The sequence below is a fragment of the Agrobacterium vitis genome (assembly GCF_014926405.1).
GTDB classification, from domain to species: domain Bacteria; phylum Pseudomonadota; class Alphaproteobacteria; order Rhizobiales; family Rhizobiaceae; genus Allorhizobium; species Allorhizobium vitis_H.
The window spans coordinates 1,338,626-1,355,623 of record NZ_JACXXJ020000003.1; the positions used below are offsets into that span (position 1 = coordinate 1,338,626).

General features: G+C 60.6%; 13 protein-coding genes and 2 pseudogenes. 8 read left to right on the top strand and 7 right to left on the bottom strand.

Annotation, left to right across the window (positions count from 1 at the left end):
* The 5 genes and pseudogenes from IEI95_RS07320 to IEI95_RS07340 form a co-directional block, all read left to right on the top strand.
* Nucleotides 1–453 (top strand): thermonuclease family protein, encoded by a 453-nt coding sequence (locus IEI95_RS07320; protein ID WP_194416223.1) that lies wholly within the window; start codon nt 1–3, stop codon nt 451–453.
* Between the two features lie 96 nt (nt 454–549).
* Nucleotides 550–816, top strand: a complete 267-nt coding sequence (locus tag IEI95_RS07325; RefSeq protein ID WP_194416224.1) for a WGR domain-containing protein — start codon at nt 550–552, stop codon at nt 814–816.
* Between the two features lie 83 nt (nt 817–899).
* Nucleotides 900–1,067 (top strand): annotated as a pseudogene (locus tag IEI95_RS07330) (HU family DNA-binding protein); the annotation flags it as partial.
* 610 nt (nt 1,068–1,677) lie between these two features.
* Entirely contained in the window at nt 1,678–3,219 is a 1,542-nt protein-coding gene (gene ltrA / locus IEI95_RS07335; RefSeq protein WP_194415678.1) for a group II intron reverse transcriptase/maturase, read from the top strand.
* Between the two features lie 78 nt (nt 3,220–3,297).
* Nucleotides 3,298–3,411, top strand: a pseudogene (locus IEI95_RS07340) (HU family DNA-binding protein); the annotation flags it as partial.
* Nucleotides 3,412–3,456: 45 nt separating this feature from the next.
* Here the strand turns inward: IEI95_RS07340 and IEI95_RS07345 are convergent.
* The gene (locus IEI95_RS07345) at nt 3,457–3,765 is read right to left on the bottom strand and encodes a DUF736 domain-containing protein (RefSeq protein WP_020046828.1); all 309 of its coding nucleotides are present in this window, start codon (nt 3,763–3,765) and stop codon (nt 3,457–3,459) included.
* Nucleotides 3,766–3,971: 206 nt separating this feature from the next.
* Between IEI95_RS07345 and IEI95_RS07350 the strand changes: the two genes are divergently transcribed.
* Nucleotides 3,972–5,000 (top strand): IS110 family RNA-guided transposase, encoded by a 1,029-nt coding sequence (locus IEI95_RS07350; protein ID WP_060718548.1) that lies wholly within the window; start codon nt 3,972–3,974, stop codon nt 4,998–5,000.
* A 422-nt stretch (nt 5,001–5,422) separates the two neighbouring features.
* On the opposite strand, the gene IEI95_RS07355 is transcribed toward IEI95_RS07350, so the two are convergent.
* The 3 genes from IEI95_RS07355 to IEI95_RS07365 all read right to left on the bottom strand — a co-directional run bounded on the left by IEI95_RS07355 (nt 5,423) and on the right by IEI95_RS07365 (nt 7,332).
* Nucleotides 5,423–5,734 (bottom strand): hypothetical protein, encoded by a 312-nt coding sequence (locus IEI95_RS07355; RefSeq protein WP_194416225.1) that lies wholly within the window; start codon nt 5,732–5,734, stop codon nt 5,423–5,425.
* Nucleotides 5,735–5,762: 28 nt separating this feature from the next.
* Complete coding sequence (locus IEI95_RS07360) at nt 5,763–6,353, bottom strand: pyridoxamine 5'-phosphate oxidase family protein (RefSeq protein WP_337926565.1); 591 nt, start codon at nt 6,351–6,353, stop codon at nt 5,763–5,765.
* A gap of 394 nt (nt 6,354–6,747) precedes the next feature.
* The gene (locus IEI95_RS07365; protein WP_194416226.1) at nt 6,748–7,332 is read right to left on the bottom strand and encodes a hypothetical protein; all 585 of its coding nucleotides are present in this window, start codon (nt 7,330–7,332) and stop codon (nt 6,748–6,750) included.
* A gap of 13 nt (nt 7,333–7,345) precedes the next feature.
* Between IEI95_RS07365 and IEI95_RS07370 the strand changes: the two genes are divergently transcribed.
* Nucleotides 7,346–7,657 carry a hypothetical protein gene (locus IEI95_RS07370; protein WP_194416227.1) on the top strand — a complete coding sequence of 104 codons (312 nt, stop codon included), beginning with the start codon at nt 7,346–7,348 and terminating at the stop codon, nt 7,655–7,657.
* A 366-nt stretch (nt 7,658–8,023) separates the two neighbouring features.
* Here IEI95_RS07370 and IEI95_RS07375 read toward each other — a convergent pair whose 3' ends face one another.
* Together IEI95_RS07375 and IEI95_RS07380 are read right to left on the bottom strand one after the other, a co-directional pair.
* On the bottom strand, nt 8,024–8,674 hold the full coding sequence (locus IEI95_RS07375; RefSeq protein ID WP_194416228.1) for a DUF7007 domain-containing protein: 651 nt from the start codon (nt 8,672–8,674) through the stop codon (nt 8,024–8,026).
* An 81-nt stretch (nt 8,675–8,755) separates the two neighbouring features.
* The gene (locus IEI95_RS07380; protein WP_194416229.1) at nt 8,756–10,471 is read right to left on the bottom strand and encodes a ParB/RepB/Spo0J family partition protein; all 1,716 of its coding nucleotides are present in this window, start codon (nt 10,469–10,471) and stop codon (nt 8,756–8,758) included.
* A 320-nt stretch (nt 10,472–10,791) separates the two neighbouring features.
* Here IEI95_RS07380 and ligD point away from each other — a divergent pair, with 320 nt between their 5' ends.
* Nucleotides 10,792–11,838: a non-homologous end-joining DNA ligase gene (gene ligD / locus IEI95_RS07385; protein ID WP_194416230.1), complete on the top strand. Its 1,047-nt coding sequence runs from the start codon at nt 10,792–10,794 to the stop codon at nt 11,836–11,838.
* Between the two features lie 175 nt (nt 11,839–12,013).
* On the opposite strand, the gene IEI95_RS07390 is transcribed toward ligD, so the two are convergent.
* Nucleotides 12,014–16,921 carry a helicase-like domain-containing protein gene (locus IEI95_RS07390; protein WP_194416231.1) on the bottom strand — a complete coding sequence of 1,636 codons (4,908 nt, stop codon included), beginning with the start codon at nt 16,919–16,921 and terminating at the stop codon, nt 12,014–12,016.
* Nucleotides 16,922–16,998: the final 77 nt, after the last annotated feature.

Sequence of the window (16,998 nt, forward strand, 5' to 3'; positions counted from 1 at the left end):
ATGACATTGAGACTTTTTACGGCAATTGCCAGCCTATCCCCCTTAGCCATTGGCTTCCTCGCATCTGGCGCTTCCGCCCAGCCTTCAAGTAGTGCAAGCAGCGTGAACGAAGCCTTCTCTATCTGCGGAAGCGGGCAACGTATCACCTGCGTGGTGGATGGTGATACGTTCTGGTTTCGAGGTGAGAAGATCAGGATCGCCGACATCGACACGCCGGAGCTCAGCCCGCCAAGATGCGAGCGCGAACGCAAGCGCGGACTTGCGGCGAAACAGCGTCTGCTCGACATTCTCAATTCGGGTCCGCTCTCGTTCAAGACGACCGCAAGGGATGAAGATCGCTTCGGTCGCAAGCTCAGGATCGTCTATCGGGAGCGACGATCGGTCGGCGATCTTCTCGTCGCCGAAGGCCTGGCTCGGAAGTGGGAAGGATCACGTCGCAGCTGGTGCGAATGATCCGGGCGCCGGCGGATCATTGTTGTGAATCGATGATGCCCGACCGATTCAAAACTCTCATTGGACGGCAGATTACGAACGCGCGATTCTACGGGCATGATCACGCAGCCCTACCACATCTATGTCGAGCGTATCGCGCCGGAACAGAACATGGCGCAGTTCTATGCGCTTGCTGTTCAGCCGACATTGTTCGGAGAGGTGTCGCTGGCGCGCGCCTGGGGCCGGATCGGAACGCGCGGACAGCAGATGGTGCGTCTGTTCGACAATGAGCGCCAGGCCATTAACCTGTTCCTCGACGTGCTTCGCGAGAAGCCCAAACGAGGTTATCGGCCAAAACGACCTGTGGACATCCCACGGATCTGATCCTCGTCTCCATCGTCGCCGATGACAATCCGGTCATAAGCTGACACGGATTTTATCTTTGATAACAACATGCGAGGAATTCCATGACCACCACCAATGAAATCGCCGACAAGATTGCAGCCGATAACGGCCTGACGAAGGTTCAGGCCAAGGGCATTGTCGAGGCCGTCTTCCAGGCCATCGCCGATGCCGCAGGCTCCGATGCTGAAACCTCGATCCCAGGCTTCGGGAAGTTTAAGGTCAGTGCGACGTGAAAGTTGCCTAAGTAATTGTTTGTACGGGATTTATATTCCGGGACAAACCTGATGTTCCGTCATCAGTAGCCTACCGGCACATGCGGGACTGGTAACGGTCCGGTTTGAAGCTGTCGGGACAATGTAGCCGGGCCTTCGGGCCATGCCGATGTCGTGAGGCTGAGGCATCTTCTGCGAGCATCAGTGCGGATGAGGCGCTAGGCTGGGTGGTATGATCAATGCAAATGAACTGCTGATAAACGTCGTGAAATTTGACAAGCCAAAGATGCTGACAGGCTTGAACCAAAAGGTGTGCGGTCGGCTGCTTCCCTTTACTTTGGAGGCACACGGACGAAGGACCGCCGGCGGATAGGCAGGATCTAACCCACCCGCGTTATTTAGGTGAAACACGGTAAACCCGTATCGTCGCCCGGCAACGGGCAGGCCGACCGCAAGGAAAGTTGTTGGCGGTGCGGGCAGAGGATGTCGGAGAAAGCGAACGCCGGACTGTAATGGTTTGGACAGGGGTTGCGGCTCGCCAACATCACCCCGCCCGAAAGGGGGCAGACTTCCGACGGGTCTCCCGTCGCGAGAGAATGTGCAGAACCCTCGGCAGGAGGACAGGCAAATGACGGTCACAACAGTGACTGGTGCGGCCTCCCGCGAAGCGGTGAGCTGGGACCAGATTGACTGGCGCAAGGCTTACCAACACGTGCGACGGCTGCAGATGCGTATTGCGAAGGCGGTTAGGGAAGGTCGCTGGGGCAAGGTGAAAGCCTTGCAACGGCTGCTGACCCACTCGTTCAGCGGCAAAGCGCTTGCCGTGAAACGGGTTACTGGAAATCAGGGAAAGAGAACACCCGGAGTGGACCGGATCATCTGGGACACACCGGGTAAGTGCGTCAGAGGATTATTGTCGCTCAAACGGCGTGGGTATCATCCTTTGCCGTTGAGGCGGGTATATATCCCGAAAGCAAATAGCAAGAAACTGCGTCCGCTCGGTATTCCGACGATGAAGGACAGGGCCATGCAGGCACTTCACCTGCTCGCTCTGCTACCTGTCGCGGAAACGACGGCAGACCCGAATTCGTACGGTTTCCGACCGTTTCGAGCGACCCGTGATGCGGCCCGCCAGTGCTATATTGCTCTGCGCGGACGAGGCACGGCGGAATGGGTCTTAGATGCGGACATTGCTGGTTGCTTCGACGAAATCAGCAAAGACTGGCTCATCGCCAACATCCCCATGGACAAGGTGGTGCTCCGGAAATGGCTGGACTCCGGTTACATACAGGATGGTGATTGGCACGCGACGAAAGCGGGTACTCCGCAAGGGGGAATAATCTCGCCCACGCTCGCTAACATGGCCTTGGACGGAATGGAAAAGATGTTACGGGACTTCTACGGCCCAAGACGTCGCAACAGCCTGACCAAGGTCCACTTGATACGTTACGCCGATGACTTCGTCGTCACAGGTGCTTCGAAAGAGGTGCTTGAGGAGGCGAAATCTCTAGTCGAGGACTTTCTGTCGGAACGAGGTCTGTCTCTGTCTGAAGAAAAGACTCGCATCGTGCGGGTCGAGGAAGGTTTCGACTTCCTCGGCTGGAACGTGCGCAGATATGATGGGCATACCCACATCAAACCCGCCAAAAAGAACGTGGTGGCGTTTATGCGCAAGATTCGGACGATCATCAAGGGTGCCGCCGATGTGAAGCAGGAGTATCTGATAATGCGGCTGAACCCGGTCATAAGGGGATGGACCAATTATCATCACAACCAGGTGGCGAAGGAGACCTTCCGCAAGGTCGATCATCTCATCTGGAAGTGTCTCTGGCAGTGGGCCTGTCGTAGACACCCGGACAAGCCGCTTCGCTGGGTGAAGTATCGTTACTTCGCTCGGGAAGGTACACGAGACTGGGTATTCCGCGCAGGGATGAAGGATAAGGCAGGAAACCTCAAGTTCATCCGCCTCATCCACGCGTCCGACGTACCGATACGTCGCCACTGCAAAATCCGGGCCGAAGCGAATCCTTTCGATCCCATGTGGGACAGCTACTTCGCCGGAAGGCGCGGTCTGCCGTCGGAAGTTACGGATCGGCCCGGTGATTCCACATCTCATACCGATGCACAGGAACTGGCGGCTCTGGTCAAACAGGGCTTGGCGGAGGCTTGAGCTGTATGCTGGGAAACTCGCACGTACAGTTCTTAGGGAGGAGCGGCCCGGCAACGGGTCGTTCCTACCCGACAGGCATCGCCGGAGCGCGAGGGCCGCAATCCCGCGACCGGAGAAAAGATGACTGTTGCCGCTTCGAAGAAGCTGACCTTCGCGCCTGCCAAGGCGCTCAAGGATGCACTGAACAAGTGATCCCGGTAGCGGAGAGCCCCGCCTTGGCAGGCGGGGCATCCAGTCTCAGTCCCGGTTCGACCGGGACCAGATGAGGGAGAGGCCTTCCTCGCCTTCGACCTCGATCAGCGTTGCGTAGATCGGGGCCGGGAAGCTCGGGTCGTCGAGCTTGACCGAGAGGTAGTCGCGGCCTTCGTTCGAGGTCTTCTTCCAGCCTGCGCCGAATTCCGTGGCTCCCGCGAGGATGCGGTAGTCAGGGCCTTTCTCGGAGGTGCGCTCGACGGCGCGGATGGTTGCCTTGACGTTGAGGTTGAGGGTTTTGATGGTGCCGGAGAAGCCGTTGCCGGAAGCGGTGAAAGAGCCGATGGTTGCCATTGTCGTAATCCTTTTCGGTTGTTCGGGCCGCGTCCATCGCGGCCTCGATGGCAGTCGATAGGACCGGGGACGATCGGCCTGCACCTGAAAGGCCGAAACGCAGTGGAGGACGGCCAAAGGAGAGGCTTTCTTGATGATGTGGACACCCCCACCACTACCGCCGAGAATATCGGCAGGGACCAATCAAACGTTGGAAAGGAAACGGGATGTCCAGGCTGACAATCGGAATCGACCTTGCAAAGAATGTCTTCCAGGTTCACGGCATTGATGACAGCAGTCGTGTCGTGATCGCTCAGAAACTCCGGCGCACACACCTTCTTGCATTCTTTGCCAAGCTGGAGCCGAGTCTGATCGGCATGGAGGCGTGCGGCTCCGCGCATCACTGGGCTCGCGAACTGACAGGCATGGGCCATGAGGTCAAGCTGATGGCGCCGGCTTATGTGAAGCCGTACGTGAAGCGGGGGAAGAACGACATGGTGGATGCCGAGGCGATCTGCGAGGCTGTGACCCGGCCGACCATGCGGTTCGTTCCAATCAAAACCGCGTCGCAGCAGTCGATCCTGATGGTGCACAAGTCGCGTGCTCTCCTCATCCGGCAGAGGACCATGCTGGTGAACGCCTTACGAGGCCATCTCACCGAGATCGGCATCGTGGCGCCGGTCGGGATCGAAAGAACGGCAGAGCTCGTCGAGCGGGTGCTCGCACACGAGCCGACAGAGCTGGACGTTCCGCCGCTCGTGACTGACATTGTCGTATCCTTGGCCAGGCAAATCGACTCCCTGACCGCCGAGGTCAGGACACTTGAAGCCAAGATACGCGAATGGCAACGAACGAGCGAAGCAGGCCGCAGGCTTGCGACGATCCCGGGCGTCGGCGTCATCACTGCCACAGCACTGGCGGCGACGGTGCCTGATGCGTCAGTCTTCAGGTCGGGGCGAGAATTTGCCGCATGGCTCGGGCTGACGCCACGATCGAATTCGTCTGGAGGAAAAGAGCGCCTCGGCAGGATCACGAAGGCCGGGAACCGATATCTGCGAACGCTGCTGATCGTCGGCGCGACAGCCGTCCTCAGGCATGTCAGGCATAAGATGCACGGGCCGCTCATCGAGTGGGTCAGGAAATTGTTGTTAACGAAGCCCCCGCGCCTGACGACCGTGGCGCTGGCGAACAAGATGGCGCGGATCGCATGGGCCGTGATGACTCGGCAGACGGTATACACAAACGCCATCGCATAGAAACCGACGCACCAGCGTCACCGAGTTCGGAGGGCCTGCCAGACGATCGTGATGAATACCGGTTCCGCCGGGGATCAGGACAACCCGTTCGCGAGACTGCATCTGCAGAATGCGCTTTTTTGATTGGGACCATGATCCGCGGATTTCATCAAGGCCCGCGGCCGTTCGGCCGATCATCAGAGAGGCCGGACATATGCGAGCAGCCAGCCGGGTTCAAAAAGATCAGAAGAAAGGCTTGACCGAGGGGGTGTCCACATATGCCTCGCGAGGAATGGGCGCTTCAGCGCACAGGGGAAGAAAACGAGCCGGCCGTTGCGGATGCCGATCGAGCCGAGCATCGCGAGGTGGTCTTTGGTCAGACATGCCGCATCGAGACCGCAGTGGACGTGCCAGCTGACAGATCAAGTGGTACGGCTATGGCATCAGCTGATGGTGGCCAATAAGGATATGTGCAAAGCACCAACAACCCGGATCGAATGGTCGGAGCCAACGACTGCATGTGGGAGGCTGCCGGGAATGGAGCATTGTAAGAGCCCCTCGCTTAGCGGGTCGCGGCGCCAGGCCTTGATGATCAACCGTACAGGGAACCGCTCTACCTTCTCGTCGGCAGCTCCATGCGGGTTTTCAGCGTCGTTCAAGCGGCCACTTATCGTGTTGGCGCTGACACCCAGCGGGCGACCTACGCCGACCACGGACGCGGCGGTTGCTGCTTCTGGAATCGATTTACTGTCCATAAGCTGGGTGTTGGCGCGAGAGCCGGTGCTACCGCTCGCCGGGCGTTTCGAAAAGGCCGGTCGGAAAGCCGTCGAGGCTGACCTGATTCTTTTCCCGCCAGTAGTCCTCGATCCCGTCGACGCCCTTGGCTCTGGCCCAGGCGTCCATCTGCGGGCGCTCTTCCTGGTATTCAAACAACGGTACGCCGTAGCCGCAGGATGTCTGCACCAGATCGAAGTCGAGCCTTATCATCTGCCGCGCGCCAAGCGGCGCCTTGCCATCGAACCGCTCGTCCAGCAGGCTGGCGAACTCGTCGCTATCGCGATGGATGACGCGCCCTTTGCCGAAAAGCCGCATGATGAGCGGCGGCCCCGAAACCGCACAGAACATGATGGTGAGGCGGTCGTTTATCCCCAGATGGGCAGCGGTCTCGTTGCCGCTGCCGGTGCGGTCGAGATACACCGCGGCGTTGTCGCCAAGGATACGAAACATGTCCGTGCTGCGCGGAGACATGTTGACATGACCGGTCGGCGCTGCCGATGCGGTGAAGAACATGTGCTGTGCCACGATGAAGCGATGGTGTTGCGGTTCGAGAGTTGGGAAGAATTTGGCCATGCCCGAGAATATGGCTGGCTTCATTCGCTGCCAAGACCGGAATTGCGAAAAGTTGATGACACCGGCAACCTTGCTTTCAAGTGAACCCTGCATTTTGACAGTGTTACCGGACACAGGTCACCTGAGGAGCGCCAGCACTTTGAAAAGCGCCTGAACAGTCACCTCATTGCCCAACGCATAGCTGCACTGCACAAAAATTAGGTGCAGCGTGTTGAAAATTCGGGCATAAAGACTTCAGCTGATGCACATGGCGGCTTCCTCCCAGTTCCGCCGCAGCAGCTGTTCCCCTCTGGAGGTCCATGACCTTCACACTTTATGGGCCGCGGTTTTCCGTCGGCCCTTTTTTCTTTTTCCGAACCAGGTTGTAGGGACGGTACCGGACGCTGGTGAAAAGCGGGGCCGAAGCCCCGCGGCTCGGCTACTCGAACGCTGACATCTGGGCAGTCGCGGCTTGTCTGTCGATCGAGTTGGCGGGCTGTTCGACCGTGCGCTCATAGGGCTTCCAGGTCTCTCCGGTGATGTCTTCGTAGGCGGAGACCGCACCTTCGGCTGCCATGCGAAGCACGTGGGCCTGCAGGCCCATGTCGGCTGCGAACTCGCGCTTGCGCTGGGCGCGGCTGTCGAAGCCGACCGGGCCGTCGAGGTCCTCGTCCCTGGTATCGTTGGAGAGTTTCGTGGTGAGATCGCGGGCTTCTGTGACCGCTCGGCTGTAGAATTGCCCGGCGCCATAGGCTGAGCCGACAAACGATCCGACGATGCGTTGCATGTGGATCTGCATCGCCTTTTCGGCAAGGCCCTCCTTCAGGGCGTCGGCGCTTTCGATCAACTGGCCGCGATGGAGGTCGCGGATCCCGTCGCTGTCGATGAGGGCAAGGCCGAAGCTTTCGGAGATGCGCAGTGCCTGGGTGGCGTTGGGGCAGGCGAGCCTGACCATTTCGAGGGTGGTGGCGCGTTGGGATTTGGCGGGACGGTATTTCTGGGTGGAGCGGTTGAGCGGTGCCATGATCGGATCCTTTATGAGCGATGTTTTCAGCGAAGCCCGGGGTGCCGGTTGTCATCCGGCTCAGCCCCTCGGGTGCGGGCAAAAGGACAGGGGCATTAGTGGCCCGGCCCAAGGTCAGGGCATCGCCAAGAGGAGCGAGGACGGTTTGCGGATGGTGCGGCCCGCCTTTAAGCGGGCTGCGGCAGACGCGGGCCTGCCTTGCAACGAGGCGATGCTCCTGCCGCAACGCGGCGCGCCAGCGGCCTTTGACCGGGACGCGCCCATGTCAGACCGCAGCAAAACCGAGGTGCTGTGCCGGCCGACGATCTGGTCCACGACAGCATGATGCAATCGCCATCCCCGATCCGACCCTGGCAACGCCGCGTCACCCACTGGGGGCCCTGACAAATCTCGGGGCAAGCACACGCCATTGCAAGCCGGTTGCCCTGTGGGGTCTCTTCCGCGCTTCGATCAACGCTTTATCGCACCCTCGCGTTGGCCGGGCTTCCGCTCTCACCCGGCTCCGTTGATATGCGTGCAGTATTCGATGGTTGGCCATGCCATGCCTTGCAGGTCCACCGCGCCTTCGTTTGTCGTGTCAGCTCAGCCCGCCGGGAGCGATAATCCTGCTGCCGTGCCCAGATCCTGCGATAGAGCTCGATGAAATCGATCACCTGATTTCGGGGAGGGTGGCTGTCTGTGAGCGCATCAGTCATTGCCTTGCCGCCCAGGTCACGAAGCTCGACGGACCGTCATATGGCTCGTGCTTGGCTGGATCGATGACGAAGCCATGCCGGCCGATCGTGTAGTCGGAGCGTGGAACCAGGAACCGTCGTGCGCCGGTCTCGCCCCGGATCCCGCCCAGCGTCGCGATGCATTCGACGAAACCCGGTTGGTGATCGGAACTGAGTGCCGCGATGACCACCCAGTTATTGCAATGGAGACTCTCGAAATCCTGTCGGTCGCGCATATGAGACTGGCTGCCAGTCAGTTTGATGCCCATGACGCGCTCGTAGGCATCAGGGAAATAGTCGCGAAGCGTCCGATCGGCCAACCGACGTTCATAGGTCGTGAATAGATCCGGGAAAGCATGGGCAACCTTCGCCCATTCACAATCCTCTTCGTAAAATTCGGTGTCATTACGATAGAGGGCATGGACGATGGTATTGGCATTTTCGTCGAGGTGGAAACCACCATGGCTGGCGGTCGAATGCAGAACGATATCGTCGGCATATCGCCGCGAGACCTGTGCCATGCCCCAAGGCGTCGATGCTCCTGCTTGTATCGTCGGCCGGTCCAATGACCTTAGTTCAGCCTCATGCACCGCTTTTTCTGTGGCCATGTCATCATGGATCTCTGCCATGACAAACTCCTTCTGATCGCTGGAAACAAAAACGCCGCCAGCGTGAGCCAGCGGCGTCGGTTCAGATCCTGGTGCCTGATGCTATTCGGCGGCCTCGCGAAAACCCTGGTCGGCCTCTTCCACGGCGGCCGAATGGTCCACAATTCCACAACCGGAAGGCCGATCTTCGAGCGTATCGGGAACGTCGTCGGCATCCTCCAATCCGCTGTCGACGGTGGTGTAACGTCCAGCCCACGACCGCACGTCCTCAGTGGAAGGCGCGAGCAGCGCTGCTGGATGCACCAGCTTTCCCACGGCAAAATGCTCGACCAGAGCCGCACGGGTATCCTTCACTTTGATCCGACCGGGCACGCCCGCCGTTTCCGCGGTCGCCTCCAGCGCAGTGCGTGACAGGCATGAGAGGAAGTCTTCCGTCGCCATATTGACCAGGAACTCATCAGCGCCGACAGCGTCGCCGGCAATACGGGCGATCAGGCCGCTATCGGAGCGATTGCGCCGAAGCGAAAGGACTTCGATCAGGACCGAGCGCGCAGCCTGCACCAGTGTCTGTCGATCGAAGGACAGCTTGCCGTCCTCGCCAATCAGCCGGGCAGCATGCGGGCCGCATTTGGCATGACCGTAGGGATTGTCCGATGCGCCGCTGGCAATGCTGACATTTGTGCCGGTGAAGGCGAGAATGAGCAGAGCCATCAGAGTGTCGTCCTCGATCGGCGCCCGGGCGAGCGCCTCGTGCAGAGCATCGGTGCGCAGATCGCCGATCATGTCGAGACCCTTCTGGGTCACGTCGGGCCGCGCCTTGGTTACCTCGACCTCGTCAACGACGGTTTCGACACCATCCGCATCCTTGACCAGCTTGGGCTTCTTCACTTCCGGCATGCGGTAGGCAACGGACTGAACCGAGCCATCGCGCGCGTTAATGTACCAGCCGGTCAGGTCGCCTTTGCCCGGCTTGCCGTAGACCTGTTGTGCTTTGGCAGGCAGCTTAGCCTGGCCGTATTCATTGGTCTCGATAACCGAGCCGCGCTTGGGCAGGTTGTTGGCAAGCCATTCCTGCTGCGCCCCGAGGAATGCCTCGACATCGGTGGTGTAGCGGCTGTCTTCATCGGCGGGTGCAAACAGATCCTCGACCCAGGTGATGCCGTAAGCCTGCGCCAGATCGTCGCCGAAACTTGCATGTTTGGCCAGCATCCGGGTCGTGGTCAGTGCCCGGGCAACCTCCCACCACGAGACCTGCGGCTCCTGCTTCTTCGGCTTATACTTCTTCCAGACCTCGGCCTGTTCGTCCTGGCCTGCGGCGGCGATCGTGCGCAGCTGCTGCTCGTTCGGCATATCACCCCGCGCCATCTGGTCGAGCATGGCGGGCAGGATGTTGGCGAGCAGCCGCAGTTTGCGGATCTGCCGGCTCGTGAGTGCCAGCGCCATGGCGATCGACTCCTCGGTCCATCCGAGAGCCACCAGCCGCTCAATGGCGCGCCACTGATCGACAGGGTTCAGCGGTTCGCGGGCGATGTTTTCCGCAAAGGACTGCATGGCGCCGAGATCGTCTGAGGGATCAGCGAGCAGCAGGGGGATTTCCAAAAGATCCGCGGCAATCGCCTGGGCGGTGCGGCGGTGACCGAAGACGATGATGTAGCTGTTGCCGCCTTCCGGATCGAGTTTGACGATCGGCGGCTGCACGACGCCGATGGCCCTGATCGATGCGCGGAGCATCGCGTCGGACTGTGGCGAGGATTTCGACTGGCGGGACCGGTCGGGATTGTCCTTCAGGCTGCGCGGATCGGCTGTAATCAACTGCATGGGAATGACCTCTCGGTTTTTGGCGGACGGACTGTCCTTGCCTCCTCATCTTCATCTCGAAGACACCTCCCGAACCGCAGGATGGGCCGGCGGCTGCAATTGCGCCGGAGCAGATCTGGCTTGCGGGAGAGCGAGGCACACCTGCCTTGCGAGACAAGCTGGCCCGGTCTCGGCGACAGGCGCGATTGAGGGAACCGGCAGCCGTTGGACCGTCCTTGCGAACCGGTTTCCTTGCCTCCTTCGTCCCCTCCCTCGTCGTCCTCCCTTCCATTTCCAAGCGATGTCACACGATTTTAAGCAATTGCTGCTGAACTCTGGCCATGACAAAGCCGCCGCGCCAGAAATCCCAGCCGCTTTTGCGGGAGACGGACGCTCCGATCCGCTCGCGACCGCGCAAACCCCGCGATCCGGCGCAGCCGCAACTTCCTTTCGACCCGATGCCCGATCGCATCGAACCGTGCCTGGCGTTGTTGAAAGCAAAACCGCCATCGGGACCGGACTGGATCTATGAAATCAAATGGGACGGCTATCGTATTGCGGTTCACATCGAGCCAAACTCGGTGCGGATCATCACCCGCGGCGGTCATGACTGGACCGACAGGTTTCCGGCAATCGCCGCCGCTGCGCGCAAGCTTGGCGTCGGGACAGCCATTCTCGATGGGGAAGCCGTCGTGCTCGATGCCGAGGGCCGCTCGGACTTCTGGGCGCTGCAGCGTTCGCTTGGCGGGCGCGGGGGCAGACAAGCGTCAGACGATGCTATCCTCTACGCATTCGACCTGTTGTATTTCGATGGCCATGACCTGACGAAGATGGAGCTTTCCGGACGTCGTCACCTGCTGGAAGACCTGATCGGCGAAAGCGACGGAGCGATCCGCGTCTCCGAGATGCTCGAAGCCGATGGAGCGACACTTCTGGCGGCCGCGCGCGAGCACGGCCTCGAAGGCATTATCGCCAAGCACCGCGACAGTGCCTATCGTTCGGGCCGGCTCGGCGACTGGCTGAAGATCAAATGCATCCAGAGCGAAAGCTTTGTGATTGTCGGATACGAGCCGTCCTCTGCAGCACGCGGCGGGATCGGCAGCCTGTTGCTCGCAGCCTACCAGGGCGACGCGTTCGTCTATGTCGGTTCGGTCGGGACTGGCTTCAAAGAGAAAGACACTATCGAACTGCGCCGGATGCTGGACACGCTGAAGACCAGGCGTGCTCCCGTTCCCGTCGACAAGAAGGGGGCCGTCTTCGTTCAACCGACTTTGATTGCCGAGATCGAATACCGCGCCTGGACCGACGACGGCAAGCTGCGGCATGCCTCATACAAGGGTCTGCGAGATGTGCAAGATAACGCGGCGATCTACAAACTCGGCGAGTAGCGCCCGAAGGTGCCAAAATGAAAGGGCGCTCTACCCTTTCGGGGAGCGCCCTTCCAACCCGGACAGTTTCAAACGCGCGGCAATCGCCACTGTGAGGCAAACCATCGAAACGGGTGATGACCGATAAATGTGTATGGTCCGACCCCGTTTCAAGTGACGGTGAATATGCCGTTTTTTACGCGGCTTCCTGACGATCCTCCTCTGGTTCATCGGCGGTTGCCGCAAGATCCCTTTCGATCTCGTCCAGATGGCTCAGTTTGAGTTCGAGTTCGGCTTCGAATGAGAAGCTCTCTCCCAAACGCGGCGTATAGGAGGCGAGACGTCGTTTCGCATCGACGAGCCTATTGCGATGGTTCTCGCGTTCCTGTTCAAACCCGCCAAGCGCATGTTCGAGCCGGGAGATCGCGCCGATCGGCGTGGTGGTGACAGCCAGGTCGATCTCGTAGTCGCCACCAGTGCGTTTGAGAAACGTCTCGTAGCGATAACCGTCCTTGCCGAACCGCTCGCCATGATAGCCAAGATCGAAACCGCCGATCGTGGCGATGCTCACCTCATTCTCCTGCTGAAGCTGAACCAGCGTGAGAATCTCCTTCATAAGCGCGCGTCCAGCCAGTTTGCGTTCATCGAAATCTTCGCTTCCGACCTGTATCGAGAATGCGTCGCCCGCGGTCGGAACCAAACGGGCGATGTCGCTCCCCACATCCGCGATCCGGCGGCTGGAAAACTCGATATCGCGTTCAGCGTCACGGATCTGCCGGCGGATCGCATGCTGATCGTCGATATGGGCGGCCCGCAGCCGGTCAAGACGGGCGATTTCAGCCTCCAGCCCCGCCTTCTGCATCAGCCGCTCGTCGCCTGAAGCAATCGCTTTGGCCATGGCGAACTGATTGGCCTGCCCCTCGCCCATATCCTCAAGCCGTCGAACGCTGGTGTCGCCTGACAGGGCGGCGGCAATGAAACGAGCCTTGCGCTCATTGTTCTGCCACATGGTGGCGTCGAGGCTGCCGAGCGTTGCGTAGGCGAAGACGTCGACCTCGTCATGCTGGTTGCCTTGGCGGATGATCCGGCCCTCGCGCTGCTCGATCTGCGATGGGAGCCATGGCACGTCGAGGTGATGCAGCGCCTTCAACCGGGCCTGAACGTTGACGCCGGTGCCCATTGTCTCCGAGGACCCGATCAGGACGCGGACCTTGCCGGCATTGAAGTCGTTGAACAACCGCTGCTTGGCATCCGACTTCTTGTAATCCTGCATGAAGGCGATTTCGGGAGCCGGCACGCCTAGGCGGACGAGCTCATCGCGGATCCAGCGATAGGCGGAAAAACCCCGCGTCGCCTCGACATTGATCGTGCCGAGATCGGAGAAGATGAGCTGGCCGGCGCCCGGCCGGTCGAACGGCTTTCCGTCCTTGCGACGATACTCCGCCCCTCCCGTTTCCTGCCAAATCCGGTGGGCGTTGGAGACAAGCGCGTTGAGCTTGTTGGCGGTCTCATTGCCCATGGCCTGATCAACCAGGCGCAGATCGATCGCGGCGTGACGTCCGTCGGTGATGACCGAGAGAAGGATGTCATCGCCGGGCTTGGCCGGGCCATCGCGCATCTCGATCGCCTTGATCCGCGCGTCCAGCTGTTTCTGGTAGGACTTGAAAGCGGCCGTCGGCTCGGCGGTGACGATCTGGCGCTTGCCGCCGGAGACCTCCGGCACTTTCACATAGGTTTTCAGATCGACGGGCAGCACAACGTCGGCGAAGGAGCGGAACATGGCAATCAGTTCCGGCACATTGACGAACTGGCTGAAGCGGGTGACCGGCTTGTATTTGCCCGACGGCTGCAGTTCGAGTTCGGTCGAGGTATCGCCGAAGGTCGAGGCCCATGCGTCGAACTCGTGCAGACCACGTTCCGACAATGCTGCCGGATCCATCATCCGCTGCACGGAGAACATCTCGCCGAGCGTGTTGGTGATCGGCGTTCCCGAAGCCAGCACCAGCGCCCTGCCGGGGTTCTTCGTCTCGAGGAAGCGGGATTTGACGAACAGATCCCAGGCACGCTGCGAACCGTTCGGATCGACACCGCGCAGGGTCGACATGTTGGTGGCGAACGACAGCTTGCGGAATTCCTGCGCCTCGTCGACGATGATCTGGTCGATGCCGAGCTCCGAGAGGGTCAGCAGGTCGTCCTTGCGGGTGGCCAGCGCTTCCAGCCGTTCCTTGTGACCTTCCTTCATGCGTTCAACGCGCTTGCGCGACAGTCGGTCGTCGCGCTCGACCTTGATCAGCAGCTCCTCGTAGAGCTCCAATTCGTCCTGGATCATCTGAGCCTCGAACGATGAGGGAACGGAGATGAAGCGGAACGCCGAGTGCGTGATGATTATGGCATCCCAGTTGGCGGTGGCAGCCCGCGACAGAAAGCGGTGTCGCTTCTCCCTGACAAAGTTGGTCTCGTCGGCAATCAGGATCCGTGCGTTGGGATAGAGCGCCAGAAACTCGCGGGCCGCCTGCGCCAGGCAATGGCCGGGCACGACCAGCATCGCCTTGTTGATCAGCCCGAGCCGGCGCTGTTCCATAATGGCGGCGGCCATAGTCAGCGTCTTTCCAGCACCGACGGCATGGGCGAGATAGGTGGCGCCAGCCGAAATGATCCGCCAGATGCCGCGCTTCTGATGACCGTACAAAGAAAGCGCGCAGCAAGCGCCCGGTAGTTGGAGATGGGCACCGTTGAAGGATCGCGGCGCGATGTTGTTGAACGTGTCGTTATAGACCCGCGCCAACCGGTCGGTGCGATCCGGATCAGACCAGATCCACGACTGGAAGGCGGTCTTGATCTTGGCAAGCTTTTCCTTGGCGGCTTCCGTCTCCACCGTGTTCAACACCCGGCGCTCGGTCTCGCCATCGCGGACCGTGTCGAAGATCTGCGGCACGGAGGAGTTCAGGGCGTCCGACAGCAGCTGGCCCGCATGGCGGCGATGGGTGCCCCATTCCGTCGTGCCTGCCGCAGACCATTCAAGCTGCCGGGCATTGACCGTCCATGTCGCCAGTTCCGGGAGATGATGGATGGAGATCTCGGCGTCCATGGTCTGCCGGACGAAGGCAACAACGTCATCGGCAGGAATCCAAGGCGCGCCGAGGCGTGCGGTGATATCCGAGGGCCTGAGATCGGCGGGCTGGACGCGCTCCAGCGCCGCAACATTGCGCGCGAATGCGGGATCTAGGTCCGCGGCCGCGCGTGCAGCTACCAGCTTCGACCGGACCGCGCCGGACAAATAGGCATCTGACATCTGCCAGGAGCCGCTGGACGGATCGCGGAAGATGGATTCACCCAACTCATCGATCACACCTTCCACGTCACGATGCAGCAACTCGGCAATATGATCGGGGTCGACATGACCGCGTTCGTTGAGAACCACAGCGAGCGCGTCTATTGCAGAGGTGATCAGGGGTGTGGGCGGAGGCGCGATCACCCGCTCGGTAAAGATCGGTCCTGGCTTCGCTGTGTTGGTCTCCAGATCATAGTCCTCAATGGAGGCGACCAACCAGCAATCGGGATCGTCGAGGAAAGGCGCAAGATTCGGCCGGCGATGGACCTCCCTGACTTCACCGGTTTCCGGATCCTCCGATGTCGAAACGGACGTGAAGTTGATCGGGCCGAATTCTCGCACGAAGCTCGACCAGGCGATGCGCAGCGAGACCTGCGCCTGAGTCCACGGCTGGTCGCGTTCCTGAAGCTTGAGAATGAGCCGGACCGCATCGCGGATCGGGATCAGCTTTCGGATGATCAGGGCGTGCTTGGCAAAGATGCCATCAGTGCTGCGGCCCTTCCTGACCTTGACCGGGACAGCGATCCCATCCACCAACTGCATCAGCGCCGTGGCCTTGCCAATGAAATAGCTTCCCTCGCGCACCTTGGGATCGTCTGGCCGCTCTGCCGTCGCCTCGGTCACCTCGTCCTCGAGCGCGAAATCGATCGGCGTGACATCACCGTCGTAGAGGTCGGCCGATAGCCGACTGATCGCGTCGTTCAGGCTCGTTTCGAGATCATTACCGAACGGGAGGCAGGTATAGGTCTCGCCGAATGGACCTGACGTCATCGCATGGCGGCCCAGCACCATGTCGGGGTGATCAACGAACCACCTGTTGATACGGACGCTGTCGCCCTCACCTGCAGACTGGACATCCGCGAGATCAAGCCAGTTGCCGCTTCCAGCCTGGTCGTCGGCTCGTCGCTTCCGGAAAAAGAGAATATCGACGACCACATCCGTTCCGGCGTCGGCGCGAAAGCTGCCTTCGGGCAGGCGGATTGCACCAACGAGATCGGCCATGCCAGCGATGTGTTCGCGGGCGCGGGCGTCGGCCTTGTCCATCGTGCCGGACGAGGTCACGAAAGCGGCAAGACCGCCCGGCTTCAGCCGGTCGAGGGACTTGGCAATAAAGTAATCGTGCAGCCGGAAACCGAGAGACCGGAAGGCCGGATCGCTCTTCACCGTCCTGTCAGAAAACGGCGGATTGCCGATCGCCAGATCGAAATGGGCTGGCAGATCCGTCCGGGCGAAATCACTTGTGATGATCGTGGCCCGCGGTTGTAGCAGCCGAACGATGCGGGCGGTGACGGGATCGAGCTCGACGCCGGTGACGTGGCTCACCTTGGAGAGCGCCTCGGGCATGAGCGCCGGAAACATACCCGTGCCGATGCCCGGCTCCAGGATCCGACCGCCCTTGAACCCCATGCGGATTAGGCCCGACCAGATGGCACGAACGATAAATTCCGGAGTGAAGTGGGCATATTGCGTGCACCGCGCCAGAGACGCGTAGTCCCCTGCCGCAACGGCACTTTCCAGATTGCCGCCGAGCTCCTCCCAGCCTTTGCGAAACGCCTCGTCGCCGGGACGCCGGAAAATGCCGTTGGCCAGATCCGATGCACCGAAACCGGTGAACTTGATCAACCTTTCCTGCTGGTCAGGTCGGGCCGGCAATCCGTGACGTTCGATCTCGTTCGCCAGCAGGATGGCGGCGATATTGTCGCGCGCACGGTCGCGCCAGGTTTTGGCGAGACCGCGAAAACCCTGCAGCCGGAAATCCACCTTCGCCCGCATCTGCGCCTTCGGCTTTGGTTCTTTGCGAACAGGGACTGCTGGAGCCGGCGTCGATGGCGGCGGGTCGATATGGCTTC

What these genes read in the sequence shown, in the direction of transcription:
- IEI95_RS07320 (WP_194416223.1), top strand. Translation starts at nt 1, where the DNA reads ATGACATTGAGACTTTTTACGGCAATTGCCAGCCTATCCCCCTTAGCC.
- IEI95_RS07325 (WP_194416224.1), top strand. Translation starts at nt 550, where the DNA reads ATGATCACGCAGCCCTACCACATCTATGTCGAGCGTATCGCGCCGGAA.
- ltrA (WP_194415678.1), top strand. Translation starts at nt 1,678, where the DNA reads ATGACGGTCACAACAGTGACTGGTGCGGCCTCCCGCGAAGCGGTGAGC.
- IEI95_RS07345 (WP_020046828.1), bottom strand. Translation starts at nt 3,765, where the DNA reads ATGGCAACCATCGGCTCTTTCACCGCTTCCGGCAACGGCTTCTCCGGC.
- IEI95_RS07350 (WP_060718548.1), top strand. Translation starts at nt 3,972, where the DNA reads ATGTCCAGGCTGACAATCGGAATCGACCTTGCAAAGAATGTCTTCCAG.
- IEI95_RS07355 (WP_194416225.1), bottom strand. Translation starts at nt 5,734, where the DNA reads ATGGACAGTAAATCGATTCCAGAAGCAGCAACCGCCGCGTCCGTGGTC.
- IEI95_RS07360 (WP_337926565.1), bottom strand. Translation starts at nt 6,353, where the DNA reads ATGAAGCCAGCCATATTCTCGGGCATGGCCAAATTCTTCCCAACTCTC.
- IEI95_RS07365 (WP_194416226.1), bottom strand. Translation starts at nt 7,332, where the DNA reads ATGGCACCGCTCAACCGCTCCACCCAGAAATACCGTCCCGCCAAATCC.
- IEI95_RS07370 (WP_194416227.1), top strand. Translation starts at nt 7,346, where the DNA reads ATGAGCGATGTTTTCAGCGAAGCCCGGGGTGCCGGTTGTCATCCGGCT.
- IEI95_RS07375 (WP_194416228.1), bottom strand. Translation starts at nt 8,674, where the DNA reads ATGGCAGAGATCCATGATGACATGGCCACAGAAAAAGCGGTGCATGAG.
- IEI95_RS07380 (WP_194416229.1), bottom strand. Translation starts at nt 10,471, where the DNA reads ATGCAGTTGATTACAGCCGATCCGCGCAGCCTGAAGGACAATCCCGAC.
- ligD (WP_194416230.1), top strand. Translation starts at nt 10,792, where the DNA reads ATGACAAAGCCGCCGCGCCAGAAATCCCAGCCGCTTTTGCGGGAGACG.
- IEI95_RS07390 (WP_194416231.1), bottom strand. Translation starts at nt 16,921, where the DNA reads ATGCGGGCGAAGGTGGATTTCCGGCTGCAGGGTTTTCGCGGTCTCGCC.